The sequence below is a fragment of the Micromonospora sp. NPDC093277 genome, assembly GCF_044765245.1.
Lineage (GTDB): Bacteria > Actinomycetota > Actinomycetes > Mycobacteriales > Micromonosporaceae > Micromonospora.
This window is the reverse complement of the sequence record NZ_JBIWJO010000001.1, coordinates 565,316-585,271: the sequence shown is the minus strand read 5'-3', so window position 1 is coordinate 585,271 and position 19,956 is coordinate 565,316. Positions and strand designations below refer to the sequence as shown.

General features: G+C 71.3%; 19 protein-coding genes, 3 tRNA genes and 1 pseudogene. 8 read left to right on the top strand and 15 right to left on the bottom strand.

Going from position 1 to position 19,956, the window contains the following annotated elements; translation table 11 throughout:
* The 4 genes from ACIRG9_RS02670 to ACIRG9_RS02655 all read right to left on the bottom strand — a co-directional run bounded on the left by ACIRG9_RS02670 (window position 1) and on the right by ACIRG9_RS02655 (window position 2,957).
* Entirely contained in the window at window positions 1-729 is a 729-nt protein-coding gene (locus tag ACIRG9_RS02670) for an ABC transporter ATP-binding protein (protein ID WP_402849097.1), read from the bottom strand.
* A complete protein-coding gene (locus ACIRG9_RS02665; RefSeq protein ID WP_402849094.1) occupies window positions 726-1,265 on the bottom strand; it encodes a PadR family transcriptional regulator in 540 nt (179 codons plus the stop codon). Before ACIRG9_RS02665 ends, ACIRG9_RS02670 begins: the two co-directional genes overlap by 4 nt.
* Window positions 1,266-1,362: 97 nt before the next feature.
* A complete protein-coding gene (locus ACIRG9_RS02660; RefSeq protein ID WP_402849091.1) occupies window positions 1,363-2,178 on the bottom strand; it encodes an alpha/beta fold hydrolase in 816 nt (271 codons plus the stop codon).
* Window positions 2,179-2,291: 113 nt separating this feature from the next.
* On the bottom strand, window positions 2,292-2,957 hold the full coding sequence (locus tag ACIRG9_RS02655; protein WP_402849088.1) for a DUF4097 family beta strand repeat-containing protein: 666 nt from the start codon (window positions 2,955-2,957) through the stop codon (window positions 2,292-2,294).
* Window positions 2,958-3,194: 237 nt separating this feature from the next.
* Here ACIRG9_RS02655 and ACIRG9_RS02650 point away from each other — a divergent pair, with 237 nt between their 5' ends.
* Complete coding sequence (locus tag ACIRG9_RS02650) at window positions 3,195-3,950, top strand: helix-turn-helix domain-containing protein (RefSeq protein ID WP_402849085.1); 756 nt, start codon at window positions 3,195-3,197, stop codon at window positions 3,948-3,950.
* Window positions 3,951-4,591: 641 nt separating this feature from the next.
* Here the strand turns inward: ACIRG9_RS02650 and ACIRG9_RS02645 are convergent.
* The 4 genes from ACIRG9_RS02645 to ACIRG9_RS02630 all read right to left on the bottom strand — a co-directional run bounded on the left by ACIRG9_RS02645 (window position 4,592) and on the right by ACIRG9_RS02630 (window position 6,610).
* Window positions 4,592-5,251 carry a YdcF family protein gene (locus tag ACIRG9_RS02645; protein ID WP_402849082.1) on the bottom strand — a complete coding sequence of 220 codons (660 nt, stop codon included), beginning with the start codon at window positions 5,249-5,251 and terminating at the stop codon, window positions 4,592-4,594.
* Between the two features lie 44 nt (window positions 5,252-5,295).
* On the bottom strand, window positions 5,296-5,907 hold the full coding sequence (locus ACIRG9_RS02640) for a hypothetical protein (RefSeq protein ID WP_402849079.1): 612 nt from the start codon (window positions 5,905-5,907) through the stop codon (window positions 5,296-5,298).
* Between the two features lie 252 nt (window positions 5,908-6,159).
* Window positions 6,160-6,235 (bottom strand) — tRNA-Lys (locus ACIRG9_RS02635).
* A 302-nt stretch (window positions 6,236-6,537) separates the two neighbouring features.
* Window positions 6,538-6,610, bottom strand: a tRNA-Lys gene (locus tag ACIRG9_RS02630).
* Between the two features lie 186 nt (window positions 6,611-6,796).
* Here ACIRG9_RS02630 and ACIRG9_RS02625 point away from each other — a divergent pair.
* Both ACIRG9_RS02625 and ACIRG9_RS02620 read left to right on the top strand, forming a co-directional pair.
* Window positions 6,797-8,089: an Ig-like domain-containing protein gene (locus tag ACIRG9_RS02625; RefSeq protein ID WP_402849077.1), complete on the top strand. Its 1,293-nt coding sequence runs from the start codon at window positions 6,797-6,799 to the stop codon at window positions 8,087-8,089.
* A gap of 219 nt (window positions 8,090-8,308) precedes the next feature.
* The gene (locus ACIRG9_RS02620; RefSeq protein WP_402849074.1) at window positions 8,309-9,631 is read left to right on the top strand and encodes an Ig-like domain-containing protein; all 1,323 of its coding nucleotides are present in this window, start codon (window positions 8,309-8,311) and stop codon (window positions 9,629-9,631) included.
* Window positions 9,632-9,805: 174 nt separating this feature from the next.
* Here ACIRG9_RS02620 and ACIRG9_RS02615 read toward each other — a convergent pair.
* Both ACIRG9_RS02615 and orn read right to left on the bottom strand, forming a co-directional pair.
* Window positions 9,806-9,878, bottom strand: a tRNA-His gene (locus ACIRG9_RS02615).
* Between the two features lie 100 nt (window positions 9,879-9,978).
* Window positions 9,979-10,569: an oligoribonuclease gene (orn, locus tag ACIRG9_RS02610; protein ID WP_402849072.1), complete on the bottom strand. Its 591-nt coding sequence runs from the start codon at window positions 10,567-10,569 to the stop codon at window positions 9,979-9,981.
* A 73-nt stretch (window positions 10,570-10,642) separates the two neighbouring features.
* On the opposite strand from orn, the gene ACIRG9_RS02605 reads away from it, so the two are divergent.
* Window positions 10,643-11,902, top strand: coding sequence for a glycosyltransferase 87 family protein (locus ACIRG9_RS02605; RefSeq protein WP_402849070.1), 1,260 nt, complete (start codon window positions 10,643-10,645; stop codon window positions 11,900-11,902).
* A gap of 157 nt (window positions 11,903-12,059) precedes the next feature.
* Here ACIRG9_RS02605 and ACIRG9_RS02600 read toward each other — a convergent pair.
* The 3 genes and pseudogenes from ACIRG9_RS02600 to ACIRG9_RS02590 all read right to left on the bottom strand — a co-directional run.
* Window positions 12,060-12,485, bottom strand: a pseudogene (locus ACIRG9_RS02600) (hypothetical protein); the annotation flags it as partial.
* A gap of 671 nt (window positions 12,486-13,156) precedes the next feature.
* Window positions 13,157-13,885: a YcnI family protein gene (locus ACIRG9_RS02595; protein ID WP_402849066.1), complete on the bottom strand. Its 729-nt coding sequence runs from the start codon at window positions 13,883-13,885 to the stop codon at window positions 13,157-13,159.
* A gap of 17 nt (window positions 13,886-13,902) precedes the next feature.
* A complete protein-coding gene (locus tag ACIRG9_RS02590; RefSeq protein ID WP_402849063.1) occupies window positions 13,903-15,585 on the bottom strand; it encodes a copper resistance CopC/CopD family protein in 1,683 nt (560 codons plus the stop codon).
* Between the two features lie 209 nt (window positions 15,586-15,794).
* Between ACIRG9_RS02590 and ACIRG9_RS02585 the strand changes: the two genes are divergently transcribed.
* From ACIRG9_RS02585 to ACIRG9_RS02570, 4 genes are read left to right on the top strand one after another with little or no spacing between them, the layout of a single operon-like run.
* Complete coding sequence (locus tag ACIRG9_RS02585) at window positions 15,795-16,004, top strand: sigma factor-like helix-turn-helix DNA-binding protein (protein ID WP_402849060.1); 210 nt, start codon at window positions 15,795-15,797, stop codon at window positions 16,002-16,004.
* A gap of 32 nt (window positions 16,005-16,036) precedes the next feature.
* A complete protein-coding gene (locus ACIRG9_RS02580) occupies window positions 16,037-16,561 on the top strand; it encodes a MauE/DoxX family redox-associated membrane protein (protein ID WP_402849057.1) in 525 nt (174 codons plus the stop codon).
* Entirely contained in the window at window positions 16,554-17,270 is a 717-nt protein-coding gene (locus tag ACIRG9_RS02575) for a DsbA family protein (RefSeq protein ID WP_402849054.1), read from the top strand. Before ACIRG9_RS02580 ends, ACIRG9_RS02575 begins: the two co-directional genes overlap by 8 nt.
* Window positions 17,267-18,397: a hypothetical protein gene (locus ACIRG9_RS02570; protein WP_402849051.1), complete on the top strand. Its 1,131-nt coding sequence runs from the start codon at window positions 17,267-17,269 to the stop codon at window positions 18,395-18,397. Before ACIRG9_RS02575 ends, ACIRG9_RS02570 begins: the two co-directional genes overlap by 4 nt.
* Before the next feature lie 21 nt (window positions 18,398-18,418).
* Here the strand turns inward: ACIRG9_RS02570 and ACIRG9_RS02565 are convergent, their stop codons facing one another.
* Both ACIRG9_RS02565 and cbiQ read right to left on the bottom strand, forming a co-directional pair.
* Window positions 18,419-19,189, bottom strand: a complete 771-nt coding sequence (locus tag ACIRG9_RS02565) for an energy-coupling factor ABC transporter ATP-binding protein (RefSeq protein ID WP_402849049.1) — start codon at window positions 19,187-19,189, stop codon at window positions 18,419-18,421.
* Window positions 19,186-19,956, bottom strand: a complete 771-nt coding sequence (gene cbiQ / locus ACIRG9_RS02560) for a cobalt ECF transporter T component CbiQ (protein ID WP_402849046.1) — start codon at window positions 19,954-19,956, stop codon at window positions 19,186-19,188. The genes ACIRG9_RS02565 and cbiQ overlap by 4 nt, the downstream gene beginning before the upstream one ends.

Sequence of the window (19,956 nt, the reverse complement as noted above, 5' to 3'; positions counted from 1 at the left end):
TCAGCGCCACCCGCCGTAGACCGTGCCCGTGCCGGCGCTGGCGAACTGGCTGTCGTCGGCGAACGCCCCGTCCCGCATGGAGATCACCCGGTCGGCGACCGCGGCGATGCGCGCGTCGTGGGTGACCACCACCAGCGTCTGCCCCGCCGTACGCAGCTCCTCGAACAACCGCAGCACCTCCAGGGTGGCGGCGCTGTCCAGGTTTCCGGTGGGCTCGTCGGCGAGCACGACCAGCGGCTCGTTGCTCAACGCGCGGGCGATGGCGACCCGCTGACGCTGGCCGCCTGACAGCGCCGACGGCAGGTGCGCGGCGCGGTCGGCGAGCCCGACCCGGTCCAGCAGGTGCAGGGCGCGTTGGCGGGCCCGGCGCGGAGACTGCCCGGCCAGCAATGCGGCCAGCTCGACGTTCTCCACCGCGGTCAACTCGTCCATGAGGTGAAAGGACTGGAAGACGAAGCCGACGTGGTGGCGCCGCATCCGGGCCAGGCCGCGCTCGCTCATCGCGTCGATCCGATGCTCGCCCAGCCAGATCTCGCCGCCGGACGGGCGTTGCAGCCCGCCGAGCAGGTGCAGCAGGGTGGACTTGCCGCAGCCGCTGGGACCCATGATCGCCAGTGTCTGCCCGGCGGGCACCTCCAGGTCGACCTCGTCGACCGCGCGGACCAGCGCGCTTCCCCAGCCGTACTGTCTGGTCAGCCCGCGTGCCACCAGCATCGTCGATCCCGTCACGCCCCCGCCTTCCCTCCGGACCGGGCACGCTCGGTCCACATGCGCTCGCACGCCTCCAACCACTCCAGGTCGGCCCGCAGCCGCAGCACGACACCCTCCAGCAGCAACCCGGCGACCGGGTCCACCGCCCGGTCCAGCGCGGCCCGCTGGGCGTCACGCAGCCGGCGCAACACCTCGCGCCGCTGGGCGTCGACCAGCGTCACCGGGTCCGCCAACCGCGCCGTCGCGGCGGCCACCAGCTTGAGATGGAACTCCGCGAGGTCCGGCTTCGGCCAGTTCACCTCGCTCAGCCAGGCGGCGACCCGCTGCTGCCCCGCCGCGGTCAGCGCATAGACCCGGCGGTCGGGCCGATCCGGCAGGCCTTCGGACCGCTCCGAGGTCACCAGCCCGGCCTTCGCCAGCCGGGACAGCGTCACGTAGACCTGCCCGGCGTTCATCGCGTCGCCGAGCGGGCCGAGCGCGCCGCGCATCCGGCTGCGCAGCTCGTACCCGTGCGCCGGCTCCTTCGCCAGCATGGCCAGCACCACGTCCTGCACCCAGGCACACCCCTCGCGTAGACCGCTAATAGATAACCGCTAGCTATGGTGCTGTCAAATCGACGGGCCGGGTGGCAGACATCCGTTTGTCGGGCCTTCAGTGCCCCTCACGCTGGAGGGCGGCGACCTCGCGTACGGCTGCGGCGATGGCGCGGAAGTCCTTACGCAGGAGCGCACCGTGGTTGCTCGCGACCTTCGCGCTCACCTTGATGTTCGGGTTACGAGCGGTCACCGCATCCAGGCTGGTGCGAATCCGCTCCTGCTCATCACCGCGGCTTCCGAAGGACGTCCCGGAGGCAACCACGTACCGCGTCGGGACGGTGATGTCGTCCAGCACCGGGCCCAGCTCGCGCTCGCGGGAGAGCCTGCCGAGTTCGATGTTGCTGTCGGCCTGCTGTTCGGCGGTCATCCGTGGGGTCAGCCCCGTTGGGCGCAGCAGCGGCATGAACCATCCCATCCGCCGGAACAGCTTTCGGATCCGCTGCTCCATTGCCTCGTCGAGCCAGTCGTGCGGGAACGCGCCGTCGACCAGGACCGCGCCCAGGGCCCGATCCGGATGCCGGCTGGCCCAGTGCGCCGCGACGACCGCGCCGTAGGACCAACCCACCAGCAGCGCCCGGTCCACACCTCTGGCGGCGAGGACGGCATCGACATCCCGGACCGCGACCTCGAAGGAATAGTCCGCCGAACGCCGCGACTTGCCGCGAGCCCGCTCGTCGTAGGTGAGGTGCCGATAGTCGGGGCCGAGTTCCGCAACGACCCGCCGCCAGTAACCCTGCGTGGCGAACTGGCCGTTGAGGTAGACCACCGGGATACCGGGACCACCGGTGTCGGTGACGGCCAGGGCCGTATCGTCGACCGGCACCATGCCGGTCCACTTCGTACTTGTCGAGGACGTGCTGTTCTTCGTCATGGGGTTCCCCCGGGTCGCGTTACGTGGATGGCAGGCCGCGGGACGGCCGCGCCGTCGGCGACGACCGAAAGGATCTCGATCGCGGTGGGCGCGGCCGTCCCGGTTCTGCTGTGTCAGAGGCTGCGGGCGGTGATGTCGCCGTGGGAGGTGGTGGCGCGGATGTCGAGCTCGGCGGTGCCGTCGTTCTTGAGTGCGTTGCTGACGCGGCCGTAGCCGGTGTCGGCGTCCAGGGCGGCCGAGACGCCGGCGGCGGCGGCGACCGAGATGTCGCCGGACTGGGTACGGAGTACGACGGTGCCGCGCACGGCCTCGTCGATCCGGATGTCGCCCCGCGGGGTGCTGATCTCCGCGGGGCCGTTGAGCCGGCCGACCTCGACGTCGCCGTCGATCGCGGTGAGGCGGACACTCGCGGCCTCATCGATCTTGATCTGGCGGTACGCGCCCTCGAAGGCGACGTCGCCGAGGCGGCCGACGCCGCGAAGCTCGGAGCTGGCGGTCTTGGCCTCGATGCGGGAGCCGGCGGGCAGCTGGACGGTGACCTCCAGGGATCCGGAGGGGCCGAGGAGCTGGTTCTTGGGCTCGGGGGTGTGGATCCGCAGGACGCCGTCGGCGTAGGCGACCGCGGTCTGCTCGGCAGCCTGGACGTCGCGGCTCTTGCCAGGGTTGGCGGGCAGGACCTCGACGGTGGTGTCGGCACGGTCGGCGGCGATGAACTGGATGCGTCCGGCGGGGATGTCCAGGACGGCGGAGATCGGGGCGGGGGTGTCGAACTTCTGCATCGTGCTCTCCCGTACTCGTTCGTTGTTTCCGATACTGGAAACGCTACGTTGCTTTCCAAGAACCGGCAACGTGTTCGTTGCACGGAACGAGCGTTTACGCAGGTGAAGACGGGGAATTCGTTGCAACCGTCTCGCCCTTAACGCAACGGCAATCACCCTCGACATTGCAATGGGTGGGAAGTGAACGCTACAGTGGGGAGCAGGGACCACCACCGAAGGATCAGCAAGGAGATCGCGATGCCGGGAGGCAGGCTCACCCAGCAGGAACGCCAGCAGATCGCGCTGGGGCTGGCCGACAGCCTCCCCTACGCCGAGATCGCCCGACGGCTGGACCGTCCGACCTCGACGATCACGCGTGAGGTGATGCGCAACGGCGGCCCCACCGCCTACCGCGCCGACCTGGCCCACCGCGCCACCGAACGCCGCGCTCAGCGGCGCAGGCCAGTCTCCGCCCGAGGGCCGGAGTCAGTCCGCCAGCCACCCGGACGCAACGCCGAGGCCGTGACCGAGTACGAGGAGACGCTCACCACCGTCCTCATGGCCTCGGGCCTGCCCAAGATGATGGCCCGGGTGCTGACCTGCCTGTTCACCACCGACGCGGGCAGCCTCAGCGCATCCCAACTCGCCCAGCACCTCCAGGTCAGCCCGGCGTCCATCTCCAAGGCGATCTCCTACCTGGAGAGCCAGAGCCTCGTCCGCCGCGAACGCGACGAACGTCGCCGCGACCGCTACGTCGTCGACGACGAGCTCTTCTACCAGGCGACGATCGCCAGCGCGCGGTCCAACGACCAGCTCGTCGAAACCGCACGCCAGGGCGTCGCCATCCTCGGCCCCCACACCCCCGCCGCCACCCGCCTGGAGAACATCGCCCGCTTCCTCGACTTCATCAGCGAAAGCATCACCCGCGCCGCCGAACAGGCCCGCGCGGTCCTCCACACCAAGCCCGGACCAACCTCAACCGGCACCGCCCAGCCAAGTCCAGACCACGGATAGGCAGCCATCTCGACCGTTCCAGCCGGTCAGATCCGGCAGGTCGTCGACTCCGACCTCATCCCGCACCTCGATCTCGGGGGCGTCCACGACCACAGCATGCCAGGGCAGAACCACCTACGAACCCGGGCCGCCGCACGACCGGCAAGCCCTGGCCGGCCAGTGGATCCTCGGCAGGCGCGGCGCGAGTCACGCCGGCCACCGCGTGGTGCTTGAGCAGTCCCTACAGTGGCTGCATGTGGAGCCTGCTGAGCGACTTCGCCGCCGACATCACCGGCAGCGCGCTCGGCGCCACGATAGGTCGACTGTTCAGGGGAACCGACGGCGAGCGGGGCGTGGCCGCCGCGTATCGGGACCACTCGAAGCGAGGCCTCCGCGGGCGGTGGCGCCATGGCACCTACGCAGGAGCGACAGCGACCTTGCGTGGGTTCCTGGTCGATTGCGTTCGATACGGCGGACGCCGGTAGCTCTGGCAGACATCCGGATCGTGAGCGAACGAGACTTGAAACTGTGGGAGCACCTGCCCCTCAGTCCGGCGTTGAGAGTCCTGAACTGTCAAACCAGGAACGGCTCCGTGCAGCTGGCGGTGGACAGGGCCGACATCGTGTTCGTTCGTACGACTTGATGCCTCGACCGGGCACGGCTCAGATCAGTCGGCTCGTGTAACCCGCTTCGACCAGACGGCCGAACGCCACCCGTACCTCGTCCGGCATCTCCTGCGGGATCGCGAACCCGCGCTCCGCGTACACCTCGATCCGCTGCGTGTCGCCGACCAGCATGTCGACCACTTGTCGGGGGTCGCCCATGCCGCGCACGTAGTCGTCGATCTCCAACGGATTCGAGGCGCAGACGACCTCAACCTCCGGCCACACCAGCTTGCAGGTGGCGTACGCACGGCGTTGCTGGAACGGCCGCGACATGATCAGCGCCGACCGCACTGGGATCTCCCGCTCGGCCAGGAGTTGGCGCGAGTACTCCAGGTTCTCAGAAGTATTCCTGGCAAGCGGCTCGACGAGAATCGACTCCGCCGGCACGCCCTGCTCGACCGCGTACTCGCGATAGTGCACCGCTTCTCCGCGCGGGAACAGCTCGACGGTGGTCGGCGCGTTCGCACCGGTGAACACGATCCGGGGATACAGCCCCTCGTGGAACAGGCGTGCCGCGATCACCGCGACGCCGCGGTCATCGCTGCCCAGCCCGATCCCCACATCGCATGGCCGCAGTTGGTGGCGCATGTCGTGGTAGCGCCACAGCGTCTCCACGTCCGCCCGGATCGCATCGGGTATCGCTGGGGCGGCCCTCATGCCGCCAGCGTAGAGGCAACCGGGGCGGTCCGGCCGCTGACAACTCAGCTGTCCCGCAGGCGGTCAGCCAGGTCCGCGGCGAAGGCCTGTATCTGTTCCTCCGTGCTGGCCTGCCGGGGGTACGCCACGATGGCCACCACCAGGTTGCTCACCCGCATGGCCAAGGCTCGGCCCTCACTCACCCGGTACGCCTCATCACCCACGCCGGGCAGTGGCTGGGACTCGCTTACGGCCCGCCGCAGTTCCCGGCTGGCGGCATCCGGCGCATCCTGTCGGCCGGAGGTGACGATTACTTTGTAGTCGACCTCGATTTTGGGGGCCGAGACGTAGTCGGGATGACCCTGTGGAAGCAGGAGGTGGCAGCTGTTGGAGCTGGCCTGCTGCAGGGTATAGGTGGTGCCGAGCAGGTGCACGCTCGACTCGAGCGCCCCGCACGGCGGTGGCTCCGCACGGAATTGACCCTCGTCCTTGAAGCCGCCTCGCAGGTAGGTGAGCACAGCCGCGGCGGTCAGCAGGACCGCGACAACGGCTGTGACCAGAAACGGGTTCCGCCACCGGGGACGGCGGGATGCCGAGGGCGCTGGCTGCATCGCGTAGCCGGGCTGACTGTGCCCCGCCTGGGCATCTCCGACCTGCGGCTGGTGCTCGATGTGCATTGCGTGGAGCTTAGCGTCGTCCTGTCTGTCCGCAGTGGCGGCACGCGTCACTGCCCGGCGCCTCGTGCGACTGCCCGACGCCGCCGGGCCGCATCGGGCGCGGTTCCATGATCTACGCGACTCGTGCGCGACGCTGGTGCACGAACAGCGCGCGCCGATGGAGAAAATCCAGGACGTTCTCCAACGCCTGATCTGGCGATCATCAAAGAGGTCAGGGCCGGTCTCGGTGACCGGGCCTGATGGTGTTACTGGTGGTGCGCCGCCAGGGACTCGAACCCCGAACCCGCGGATTAAGAGTCCGCTGCTCTGCCAGTTGAGCTAGCGGCGCTCGCTGGAAGCGGAAAGGACATTAACACGGCTCCGATCGGACCGCTCCGGGGACCACCCTGCCCGGGTGGGTGGTGATCGACTCGGTGTGCGGCATGTTGTGGTCAAATCGTGCAACGAGACCACCCTTTGCCGCGCACGGAGTTGATCAACGGCCACGGGTGCACGGTCGAGCGAGGCCGCTCGACGCGCCACCTGGTGGCCCCAGGAAGTGGGGTGGGTGCTGCCGGGCGGCCATCGACATGGAAACGAAGAAGGCCCCAACCCGGCGTGAGACGCTGGGCCAAGGGCCTTGATCAAATGTGCGCCGCCAGGGACTCGAACCCCGAACCCGCGGATTAAGAGTCCGCTGCTCTGCCAGTTGAGCTAGCGGCGCTCGTTGGCAACGGGGAGAACACTAGCACGGCCCTTGACCGGGGTTCCAATCCGATCCCCGGCTCCCCTCTTCGGTCAAGCTTAACCGGCAAAACCCTCCAAATCTCCCCGCCGTCCGCTCGAAGGGCCCGGCGCGAGGGCGGCGATGCGGCACGATGTCCGCCAGGGACGCGAGAACGGGGTGGGGATGGGCAGGTTCGCGCGGGCCGGGGCGATGATGGGCGTCCTGGTCCTCACGGCGTCGCTGGCACTGACCGGGTGCGGGGACGACCAGAAGAAGCCGGCGTTCGTGGCCGGCGAGCAGCAGACTGACTCGACCGCCGGCACGCCCGCCGCGGACACCACCTCCGGCGCCGATCCTGGCACGACGGGCGGGCTGGCGCAGCCGGACGTCCAGCCGCTGCAGGTGAACCCGGCTGACGGCTCGAAGGGCCGGCCGGTCAGCACCGAGATCAGCGCGGTGATCCCCGGCGGCGGGACGGTTTCGAAGGTCGTCCTCACCGCCGCGGACGGCAAGACGGTGCCGGGCCGGATGCGCCGCGACGGATCGTCCTGGGTGCCGTCCGCCCCGCTGAAGTACGCGACCCGCTACACCGCCACGGTCAGTGGCACCGGCACGGACGGCCGGACCCACGAGGGCGCCAGCGCCTTCACCACGATGGCCAAGCCGAAGTCGATGATCGGTTCCGGGTTGTACATGTTCACCGGCAAGACGTACGGGGTGGCGATGCCGGTGGTGGCCGAGTTCTCGCCGGGCATCCCGAAGAAGGACCGGGCCGCGGTGCAGAAGCGGATGTTCGTGCAGACCGACCCGCCGCAGCCGGGCGCGTGGCACTGGGTCGCCAACGGCACCCAGGCGTACTACCGGGCGCCGGAGTACTGGAAGACGGGCACCACGATCACGGTACGGCTGGCGTTGGCCGGGATCCCGCTGAGCAACGGCCGGTACGGCAACGTCGACCGGAGCGCGACCGCGAAGATCGGTCGCGCGTTCGAGATGAAGGTCGACAACGCGACCAAGAAGATGAGCGTGTACGAGAACGGCGCGCTGATCCGCACGCTGCCGGTGAGTCTCGGCAAGAAGAGCACCCCCTCCTCCAGCGGCACCATGGTGGTGATGGAGAAGAAGGAGTCGACCGTCTTCGACACCCGGGACGAGCCGGACGCACGGAACCGGTACGTCACGAAGATCGATTTCGCCCAGCGGATCACCTGGGGTGGCGAGTACATCCACGCCGCGCCCTGGTCCGAGGGGGTGCAGGGCCGGCAGAACGTCTCGCACGGCTGCGTGAACGTGTCGATGGCGAACGGGCGGTGGCTGTTCGGCAAGACGCTGGTCGGCGACCCGATCACCGTCAAGGGCACCGAGCGGAAGCTGGAGCCCGGCAACGGCTGGACGGCGTGGAGCCTGAGCTGGTCGCAGTTCGTCGCGGGCAGCGCGCTGCCGGTCCCGGACGGCGGGGCCGAGCCGGCCTTCTAGACAGGCGTACCGTGGCTCGCACCGGCCGGGGCCGCCGGACCGGGCTGTCCGGCGCACTCCGGTGGCCAGGGCGGACGCGGGCCCCAGTCACGGAGCGCCGCAGTGTACGAAATCGTTACCTGCGGTCGGGGTGTTTCGATTCACTTCCGGCAACGGATATCAGTATCCGCGCGTCTGTAGGGGACGATGGGTTCGGAGCATCACAACTGTGGGGGAATCATGCGAGCTAGCCAGGACGAGCTGATCCGGCCCGGCGTCGCAAGGCGGGGCGGGCGCCGCCGGATGTTCGTGGCCGCGGTGCTCGTCGCCGCCGTGGCGCTGACGTCCGCCTGCACCAGCGGCAACAAGGACAAGGACGGCGACAAGCCGTCCAGCTGGCAGAGCGGCGAGAGCGCCCCGAAGGCGAGCGCCACCATCTCCGAGCCCGCGGCCGACGCGAAGGACGTGCCGGCCGCCACCGCCATCGCCTTCACCACCGAGGAGGCGGAGGAGACCACGGTCGAGCTGAAGGACGCCGCCGGCAAGGCCGTGCAGGGCCAGCTCGCGGCCGACGGGAAGAGCTGGCTCCCGGCCGGCGCCCTGGAGTACGGCAAGACGTACACCGCGACGGTGACCGCGACCGGCGACGACGGGAAGCCGGCGACGGCGACCAGCACCTTCACCACCATGGCCAAGCCCGCCAATCAGGTCAGGGTCAGCAGCTTCCTCGCCGACAACCAGGTCGTCGGCGTGGGCATGCCGCTGATCGTCAAGTTCAGCCGCGCCATCCCGCAGGACTACCGGGACGACGTGCAGCGCCGGATGACGGTCACCGCGAGTCCGGCCCAGGAGGGCATCTGGCGCTGGATCAGCCCCACCGAGGTGCACTACCGGCCGAAGGAGTTCTGGAAGGCCAACAGCACGGTGACGTACCGGGTGCAGGCGGGCGGGCTGCCGCTCGGGAACGGCTGGTACGGGCGCGCCGACCTGACCGTCGACATCAAGATCGGCCCGTCGTTCGTGATGACCGTCGAGAACAGCACCAAGCGGATGACGGTCACCAAGGACGGCAAGGCAATCAAGACGATCATGGTGAGCCTCGGCAAGAAGACCACCCCGTCGTCCAGCGGCACCATGGTGGTGATCGAGAAGAAGGAGCACACGGTCTTCGACACCATGGAGGAACTGGGCCCGGTGGATGGCTACCGCCAGCCCATCGACTACGCCCAGCGGCTCACCTGGGGCGGTGAGTTCATTCACGCGGCCCCCTGGTCCGAGGGGCAGCAGGGCCGACAGAACGTCTCGCACGGCTGCGTGAACGTCTCGATGAAGGACGGCGCCTGGCTCTTCGCGAACACCCGGATGGGTGACCCGATCACGGTGAAGGGCACCGAGCGCAAGCTCCAGAACGGCAACGGTTGGACCGACTGGAACATGACCTGGGACGAGTACATCAAGGGCAGCGCTGTGCCGTACGAGCCGCCGGCGCCGCCGGCCGAGGACGGCAGCGTGAGCACGGACCCGGACGCCACGGACGCGCCCACCCCCCGGCAGACCACCTGACCGGCGGCCAGACCGCGATCGAGCCCCCTCCACCGGAGGGGGCTCACGCGTTTCCGGGCCGAGAACGACGGAAGCCCCCTCCCGTGCGTTGATCTCCCCTACCTGCCCCCTAGAACGCGTCAGGCCCCCTCCGAGGAGGGGGCCTGACGTTGCTGTGGATAGATCCACTTACCGGGTGACTGATGGGAATTGAACCCACGACAACCGGGACCACAACCCGGTGCTCTGCCAACTGAGCTACAGCCACCATGCGCTCCGCGCCGGCCGGACCGGGCGGGGTGCGGACTAATAATAGCCACACCCGGGCCGCCCCCGTCCAGCGGGTTCCGGTCGGCCGCGCGGACGGCTCAGAGCTGGGCGGCGATGGCCTTGGCGCTCTCCACGTCCGGGCCGGGGAGCGGGACGAAGATGGTGCGCCGGTAGTACTCCAGCTCGCGGATGCTCTCCCGGATGTCGGCGAGGGCCCGGTGGGCCAGCCCCTTCTGCGGTTGCCCGAAATACACCCTGGGGTACCAGCGCCGGCAGAGCTCCTTGATCGAGGAGACGTCGATCATCCGGTAGTGCAGGTGCGCGTCGAGGCGGGGCATGTCCCGGGCGATGAAGCCCCGGTCGGTGGCGATCGAGTTGCCGCAGAGCGGCGCGCTGCGGACGTCCTTGACGTACGTGCTGACGTAGTCGAGCACCATGTCCTCGGCCTCGGCGAGGGTGACCGTGGAACGGCGTACCTCCTCGGTGAGGCCGGACTTGTGGTGCATGGTGCGCACGATCTCCGGCATGCCGTCCAGCGCCGCGTCGTCGGCGTGGATGACCACGTCCACGCCCTCCCCGAGCACGTTCAGGTCGGGGTCGGTGACGAGCGCGGCGACCTCGATCAGGGCGTCGCGGCCAAGGTCCAACCCGGTCATCTCACAGTCGATCCAGACGAGAAGATCAGCCACCGGACCAGACTACGCGCCACCGACCTGCCCGTGCCTGGAGCACCCGGGGGAGCTGGACCGCTAGTGTTTCTGCGTGCCAGCCGAACCCGTCGCGCCGCCCGCCGCCACCGAGGACGATCCGGGCGGGCGTACGGTGCGTCGGCTTGTCACGGTGGTGGCCCTCGTGGCGGTGCTGCCGGTGCTGTACCACCCGAACCTCGGTCACGACTTCTTCGACCTGAAGATCTACATGCGGGCGATGGACTGGTGGGCGGCCGGCAACCCGCTGTACGACTACGTCCAGCCGGACCGGGTGCAGGGGGCGCTCTACTTCACCTACCCGCCGTTCGCGGCGCTGCTGCTGCGGCCGTTCGCCCTGCTGCCGCTCGGCGTCACGGTGGCGATCTTCACGGTGCTGACCGTGCTCGGCGTGGTGGTGACGACGATCTGGCTGGTGACGCCGGTGGTGCGGCGGCACCACCTGCCCCGGCTGTTCGCGCTCGCGGTGGCCGTCCTGCTGGTCTTCGCCGCGGAGAGCACCCGGGAGACGATCACCTTCGGCCAGATCAACATGCTGCTGGTGGTGCTGATCCTGGCGGACCTGCTCTTCGCCGTACCCGGGGAGCGGGGCTGGGCCGGGGTGGGCGTGGGGCTGGCGACGGCGCTGAAGCTCTATCCGGGCATCTTCATCGTCTATCTGCTGGCCGCCCGGCGCTGGCGGGCCGCGCTGGTCGCCTCGGCGACCGCGGCGCTGGCCACCCTGCTGGCCGCGGCCGTCGCGCCCCGCGACTCGTGGCGGTTCTGGACCCACGAGCTGTGGGCGACCGACCGGGTGGGCCGCACCGACTACACCGGCAACCAGTCGTTGTTCGGCCTGCTCAGCCGGTTCACCGCGCCGGAGAAACCGAGTCAGCTGCCCTGGCTGTTGCTGGTCGTGGTGGTCGCCGGGTACGGGCTGTGGCGGGCCGCCCGCGTGGCGCGGGCCGGCGACGCGCTCGCCGGGCTCACCCTGACCGGCCTGGTCGGCGGGCTGGTCAGCCCGATCACCTGGACCCACCACGTGTACTGGTTCGTTCCCGCGGTGGTGGTGCTGGTCGACGCCGCTCTCGACGAGCGGCGGGACACGGTGGCGAGTGCCCGGCGGCGCCGCTGGCTGTTCGCGCTGGCGGCCGGCACCGCCTTCGTGAGCATCTACGGGGTGGTCACCTTCCTGGACTGGGGGGTCGCCCCGGTACATACCGACAACGTCGGCGAGTTCGTCGCCCGCAACGCGTACGTGCTGCTCAGCCTGTTGTTGCTGGTGACGCTGCCGGCCCGGCGGCGGGACCGGGCGGAGCAGCGGGCCAGACCCTGAAAGTTGCACCAAATGGACAGATCTCGCGACCGGTTGAGTTTGGCGCTAATCTGCTCACAACTACCTCAATTTTCTCCCAGGTAGCACCGAATTCCCCCGGTGACGGTGGCCCTACGCGTCGGCAGCGCGGAGGGCCACCCGCCGTTCCGGCCCGGGATCAGGCGTCGGTGGGACCGTCCCCCGGCCGGGGCGTCCCCGGCGTCGAGGCGGGCGGCCAGGACCAGTCGCGGCCGGCCGGCAGGTCCGCGAGGGTCTCCGGGCGCAGGCTCGGCACCGGTTCGAGCGCCGGCCGGGGCCGTGCGGCCGGTGACGCCGCTCCGACGGAGACCAGTTGCCGCTCGGGCAGCGCGCACGGCTCCGCGCGGCTGCCCAGCCCGCTGAGCGAGGTGACCCCGAGCCGCCCGGCGAGCACCGGGACCTGGTCGGGCTCGACCACGAAGACGACCTCGCGCGGGCGGACCGGGCGCAGTAGCAGCGCCACGGCGAGGACCACCAGCAGCACCCCGCCGGCGAGCAGCGCCCACGCCATCCCGGGAAGCCAGTCGGCTCGCACCTCGGCGCGCAGGTCCAGGGTCAGGTCGGCGTGGCCGTCCGGGCGCATCACCACCAGGCTCAACGACCGGTCGGCCAGCTCGGCCGGGGCCCACTCCAGGGCGCCGGTCCCCTCGCGTACCCAGAAGCTCTGGTCGTGCGGGGCGGTGGCGTCGACGCCGGCGGCGGCCGGGCCGGCGGGTTCCAGGCGGACCGGCAACGGGCCGCGGGCCAGCGCGACCCGGCTCACCGCGGCGTGCGGGACGTCCCGGAGCCAGCGTTCGACCTGATCGGTCGGGGCCAGGCCGAGGAAGGCCGGGCCGTCGGGGGTACGGGCGGCCAGCCGCAGGCGGGCCAGCCCGGTGCGGGCGAACGGCGCCTCCGCGCGGAGCAGGTCGTCGACATCGGTGACCACGACGGCCTGGCCGGGGGTGCGGATCGTCTCGACGCGGGCGCCAAAGCCGCCGTTCGGGTCGGCGTGCCGGGCCGCGGCCCAGAGCACGGCCCCCACCAGCAGCGCCGAAATCCCTGTCGCCAACAACAGCATGCCGGCGATCGTGCGCACGAACCGCATTCGCGTCTTCCCCTCGGTAGCCAAATACCCGGCCGACCTTACCGACACGAACCGCGCAATCGCCGGATATCCACGGCAAGCGCCCAAAGGACCGCGGAAAGCCTGCCGGCCCGCCGGATCTTCCGGCGGGCCGGCAGCAGCGACGCAGGTCAGGGCTTCGGCGTGGACTCCCGGCGGGTACGCAGAAAGGCCAGCCCGCCGAGGACCAGACCGGCCAGACCGGCGACCAGACCGGCCACGCCGAGGGCGCTGCCGGCGCCCCCGTCGGAGTCGTCGTCACCGCCGGCCGCAGCGACCGCCGAGGCGTTCGCGGCTGGCGCCGCGGACGCCGACGCGGCGGTCAGGGTGAGCACCGGGGCCGGGTTCTCCGGCTCCTCCCCGCCCGGCGTCGGCTCCTCGATCCACCGGGACACGTTGCCGTCGGAGTACGTCTGGAGCACCTTGAACACCATCTGGTCGACCTGTGGCAGCGGCCCCATCGACACCGGGAACTCCTGGAACTCGCCCGGCTTGACCCCGGCGTTCGCGGACGCGGTCCAGGTCAGCTTGGACACCGCCTCGGTGAGCTGACTGCCGTGCACCTCGACCGGCGGGTCGACCTTGCGCTTCTCCACCTGCACCGTCCACCCGGGCACCGGCATGGTCGAGACCGAGCCGACCGGCGCGTTCTCCGGCAGCACCACCTCGACCTTGACGGTGGACGCCGTGTCGCTCTCGTTCGGCACCCGGAGGGCGAAGCGGCCGTAGCCGCCCTGGCTGGCCTCCTTCGGGTTGATCGTGACGTGCGCCGAGGCCGGACCGGCCAGGCCGAGCACGGCCGTGGCGACGGCGGCCAGGGTGAGCGTGGCGACGGCGGCGGGACGCCGGAGACGGATCATGGGTGACTTGCCTTCCGTTACTTGATCGGCACGGTGGCGGTCACCGTGGCCTGGTCGATGTCAGACGTGCGGAGGGTGAAACGGAGCTGCCACTGCCCCGCCGCGGGGAGGCTGATCTCCCCGTAGGCGTGGTTGTCGGTCAGCCCCAGCAGCGGGATGTCGATCGGCTCGATCCCGGCCGACGGCAGCGCCGCGGTCGCCTTCCACTCCTTCACCGGCTGCGGCCGGTTGTCCGGCGTGTACGCGTACAGGTGGATCGAGTTGCTGCCGCGCTCGGCCGGGTCCAGCTCCACCTGGAGCGAGTAGAGCGGGCTGGTCAACGTGCTGGAGAAGTAGCCGGCGGACTCACCGGCGACGTTGGTGGCGGCGGTACGGGCCGGGGTGGTCTGCACCAGGGTGGCCGTGACGCCGAGCACCACCGCGGTGATCGCCAGCTCGGCCACCACCGCCCGGCGCATCGCACCTGGACGGCCCGCGGCGGTCCGCCGTCGCACCAACGCCCTAGAGTACGCGGCCACCCCGACCACCAGCGCGAACAGCCCGATCTTGGCGAGCAGCAGCTGCCCGTACGTGGTGTCGACCAGGGCCGCCGGGGTGGCCACCTCGATCAGCGCCTGCACGGTGCCGGCGAGTAGCAGCGCGGACACCGCCAGGGTCGCCCAGCGGGACCAGATCGGCAGGATCGCGTCCAGCTCCCGCTCGTCGGCCCGGCGCAGCAGGAAGGCCGCGAGCATCACCAGGCCGCCCAGCCAGACGGCCATGCTGCCCAGGTGCACCGCGTCCACCACCACCGAGACCGCCGGGGCGGGCGAGGCCGCCGGGTGGCCGGCCAGCGGCCAGGTGAACAGCGTCGCCCCGCCGAGGACGGCCAGGATGATCCCGTCGGTGCGGCCGATCGGCCCGGCGAAGAGCGGCCGGAGCAGGAACGCCGCCGCGGCGAGCAGGCCGAGCCGGACCAGGTGCGCGGTGCCGTACGCGCTGCCCAGCACGTCACCGAAGCCGGAGCCGGTCACGTCGAACAGGCCGCCCCCGGCGGTGTAGGGCACCTGCAGCCACAGCTCGGCGAGGGTGGCGACGACCAGCAGGCCCAGCCCCGACCAGGCCAGCCGGCCCGGCCCGCGCCGGGACAGCCGACGCGGCCAGAGCGCGGCCAGCACCAGGGCCGGGCCGACCAGCAGCAGCAGGCCCAGGTAGCCGGCGTACTTGGCCACCTTCACCGCGTTCTCCACCACCGGGTTCGCGCGGTTGTCCGTACCCGAGTCGGTCGGCGGCGTCGACGGCGCGCCGACCGAGTAGGTGAACGCTCCGGAGACCGGGTGGCTGTCGGCGGAGATCACCCGGTAGCTCACCAGGTAGGTGCCGCGCGCGCCGGAGGAGTCGACCGGGATGGTCACCACCGTGCCGTTGAACGTCGGCTCACCCCGGTCGGCCCGCGACCCGTCGGGAGCGATCACCCGGATCTTGTCGGGGACCTTGCGTACCCCCTCGCTGAAGGTCAGCACCACCTCGGCCGGCGCGTTGGGCACCACGGCGGAGGCGGTCGGGCTGGTGCTCACCAGCACCGCATGGGCGCTGGCCGGGGTCGCCGGGGCGAGCAGCAGGGCGACGAGGGTGACCAGCAGGCCGGCGACAGTCCCCCACCGGGCGGCCCAGCGACGGTCGGCGGCGGCCACGGGCCGGCGGCGTACGGCAGCAGTCATGACCATCATGCTTCCCGACGGCCGACGGATCGGCGAGCCTGGCTCATCCGCGGCCCGCGGCGAGGGCCGACCGCGCCTCGCGTACGTCGTCGCACGTCATGAAAGGGGTAGTCGGGGAGCGGGCGGGAAAAGTTCCCGGCGTGGGCGGGACCATAGAAAGGGCCGAAGGACCCTGCCCCGCCCGGGTACGCCGCGTAACCTCGTCTGTCGTGATCCCCGTGCCGCGCGACACCTCCGCCGACCCCGGTCCGGCGGGGCACGACGCCGCCCGGGATCCGGCCACGCGTACCTGGCTGCTCGGCCTGTCGTACGCAGAGGCCGCCGCCGTGGAGGGTGTGCCGGTGGGCACCATCAGCTCCCGCGTCGCCCGGACCCGTGACGAGCTGATCGACGCCGTCGACAACGCGCTGGCCGGATGACGGTGGAACTTCTCTCGGATCCGGGGCGACCAATGACCGTGACAGCACCGAGTGCCCGGGCTGCCCGCTGGGCCGTCCTCCGCCCCTGGCTCGGCGTGGCCGCCCGGCTCGGCCTGGCCGCCGTCTGGTTGTTCGCCGGCGCGAGCAAGGTCGGCGACCTGGCCGCCTCCGGTCGGGCGGTCAACGCCTACCAGGTGATGCCGTACGACCTGGCGACCGCGATCGGCGCCGCGCTGCCCTTCGTGGAGCTGGCGCTCGGCGTGCTCCTGATCGTCGGGCTGGCCACCCGACTGGTCGCCGGCGTCTCCGCGGCACTGCTGGTGATCTTCATCACCGGTATCGCCTCCGCCTGGGCCCGTGGCCTGGCCATCGACTGCGGGTGCTTCGGCAGTGGCGGCCAGCTCGCCGCCGGCCAGGCCCCGAGCTACCTCCCGGAGCTCCTCCGGGACCTGGGATTCCTGGTACTGGCCGGGTTCCTGCTGATCTGGCCCCGCACCCCGTTCGGACTGGACGGCTGGCTGGCGGGCGAACCACCCGTGGAGGGCAACGATGAGTAGTCGTAAGGGGCGGAAGGACGCGGCCCGGGTGGTACGCGAGCAGATCGCCCGGGAGAAGCGGCGCACCCGCACCATCATCACGTCGATCGCCGCGGTGGCGCTGCTGGTGATCGCCGGGCTGATCGGTTGGGCCGTCTACTCCAGCCAGAAGTCGAAGACCTTCACCGCCCCGCCCAACGCCAACCACGAGGGCACCGGCATCGTCCTCGGCAACGGCCCGGTCAACATCGACCTCTACGAGGACTACCTCTGCCCGGCCTGCAAGCAGTTCCAGGACACCAGCGGCGCGACCATCACCCAGCTGATCAACGAGAACAAGGTGCGGGTGGTCTTCCACCCGGTCGCCTTCCTCAACCGCTTCTCCACCACCGAGTACTCCACCCGCGCCTCGGCCGCCTCCGGCTGCGCCGCCAACGGCGCCCGGTTCAAGGAGTTCACCGACGCGCTCTTCGCGAAGCAGCCGCCGGAGAACAGCCCCGGGCTGAGCGACGCCGAGCTGATCGACATCGGCGCGAGCGTCGGGGTGAACCGGGACGACTTCAGCTCCTGCGTCAAGGACGGCACCTACAAGTCGTGGACCTCGCACGTCACCGACGACGCCAGCCGGGCGGGAGTCACCGGCACCCCGACCATCAAGATCAACGGAAAGGAACTCGAGGACCGCAGCCCCGAAGGACTCAAGGCGGCGGTGGAGGCGGCCGGCAAGTGATCCTGGCACCACTGCGACGGGCGGGGCTGGTGGCCACCGCCACGCTCGCCGCCCTCCTCGGACTCGCCACGCCGGCCGCCGCGCACGGCGCGGACGCCCCCGACGGCACCGACTACCGGGCCGAGGTCACCGCGACCAGCCCCGCCCGACCCGGCCTCACCGCCCGGATGGTCGAGGCGGGGGCCCGGCTGGAGCTGACCAACCGCACCGGGCGGGACGTCGAGGTGATGGGCTACTCCGGGGAGCCGTACCTGCGGATCGGACCCGGCGGGGTGTACGAGAACACCCGCTCCCCCGCCACGTACCTGAACCGGACCATCGCCGGCGACACCCAGCTGCCGCCGGAGGCCGACCCGGCGGCCCCGCCGGTCTGGCGGCGGGTCGCGGACGGGCCGTCGGCCCGCTGGCACGACCAGCGGACGCTCTGGCTGGAGTCGACGCCGCCGCAGGTGAGCGCCGGCCCGACCCGGCAGCAGCGGATCCGCGACTGGGTGGTGCCGCTGCGCGCCGGCGACGAGACGATCGAGGTACGCGGCACCCTCGACTGGCTGCCGCCACCGGACGCGTACCCTTGGTGGGTGGCCGCGACGCTCGGGTTCCTGGTCATCGGCGCGGCCGGGCTGGTCCCGGGCTGCACCGCGCCCGGGGTACGCGCGCTGCGCGCGGTCGGCGCCCTGCTCGCCCTCGGCGGTGCGGCCACGGTGGCGTTCACCGTGGGCCGGATGCTGGACGCCGGCGCCGAGGGGGTCGGCGGGGTGTTGCTCGGGCTGCTCGGCGCGCAGGTGTGGACGCTGCTGACCGGGCTGGGCGCGATCGCCGCCGGTGGCTACGCGCTGGCCCGCCGGGGGGCCGCCGACTTCGCGCTCGCCCTGGCCGGGGCCTGCCTGACCCTCTTCGCCGGGCTGTCGAACCTGGCCGTGCTGTCCCGCTCGGTGGTCCCGATGGCGGGGCCGGCGGTCCTCGCCCGGATCACGGTGGCGTTGGTGCTGGCCACCGGGGCCGGTGCGGTCGCCGCCGGCGTCCTACGCCTGCACGCCGCCGCACGCGCTGCCTCAGCCTCGGGAAAGATCCGCACGACTTCCGGGAAGGTGCTGCCTCCCGCGCCGGTGAGCCAGCAAGTTCCTTGACGTTGTCCAGATCTTGAGCTCTCAGGAGCGCGCGGTGGCGCGGGGGTCGAATCCGTAGGGGAGTTCCAGGCGGTGCTTCGCCAGCAGGGGCTGGTCAGTGAGGACGTCCACGGTGGGGGCGTCGGCGACCACCCGGCCGGCGTCCAGGATCACCGACCGCTCGCAGAGCTCCGCCGCGTACGGCAGGTCATGGGTGACCATCAGCAGGGTCACCGGCAGGGCCCGCAGGATCTCGGCCAGCTCCCGCCGGGCCGCCGGGTCGAGGTTGGACGACGGCTCGTCCAGAACCAGGATCTCCGGGTGCATGGCGAGCACGGTGGCCACCGCAACCCGGCGGCGCTGGCCGAAGGAGAGATGGTGGGGCGCCCGGTCCCGGTGCTCGCCCATCCCCACGGCGGCCAGGGCCTCGTCGACCCGAGCGGCCAGCTCCGCCCCGCGCAGCCCCAGGTTGGCCGGCCCGAACGCGACGTCCTCGGCGACGGTGGGCAGGAAGAGCTGGTCGTCCGGGTCCTGGAAGACGATGCCCACCCGGCGCCGGATCTCGGCGAGGGTGGTCCGGTCCCGGCCGACCGTCAGGCCGCCGACGCTGACCGTGCCCTCGGTCGGGGTGAGGATGCCGTTGAGGTGCAGCACCAGTGTGGTCTTGCCCGCGCCGTTCGGCCCGAGCAGGGCGACCCGGTCGCCGCGCGGCACGGTCAGGTCCACCCCGTGCAGGGCGACGTGACCGTCCGGGTACGCGTACCGGACGCCGCGTACGTCCAGGGAGGGAGGTGTCGGCACGTCCCCGATCATGTCAGGACGACCGCGACGGCGGCGATGGTGGCCGCGGCCACCGGCACGGTCGCGGCGGCCGCCCACTGCCCGGCGGTGGCCGCACCCGCGCCCTGCCACACCGCCGGCATCCTCCCGTCGTAGCCGCGGGAGACCATCGCCAGATAGACCCGCTCGCCACGCTCGAAGGCACGCAGGAAGAGCGCGCCGACGCCCGCGGCGAAGCCGCGCAACTGCCACAGGAAACGGGGATCGTCGCCCCTGGACACCCGGGCCACCCGCATCCGCCGGGCCTCGCCCACCAGCACCTCCAGGTAGCGCAGCATGAAGGTGGCGATCTGGGTGAGCAGCTGCGGGCAGCGCAGCCGGTCCAGGCCGACGATCAGGTCCCGCGTCGCCGTGGTCGCCGCCAGCAGGAGCGACGCCAGTACGCCGAGGGTGCCCTTGGCCAGGATGTTCCACCCGCCGTACAGGCCGTCCACGGACAGGCTCGCCCCGGCCACCTCGACCCGCTCCCCGGTGCCCAGGAACGGCAGCACGAACGCGAAGAGCACGAACGGCAGCTCGATCAGCGCCCGGCTGAGCAGCCAGCCGGCTCCGACCCGGGCCAGCGCCGCCACGGCGGCGACCAGCAGGGCGTACCCGGCGAAGGCCCAGTACGCCTCCCGGGGGGTGGCGACCACCGCGACGGTGAAGAGCACCATCGCGGTGATCTTCACCTCGGGCGCGAGGCGGTGCACCGGGGAGGTGGACTCGCGGTAGAGCACGTGGCCGTGCCCGGCGCCCAT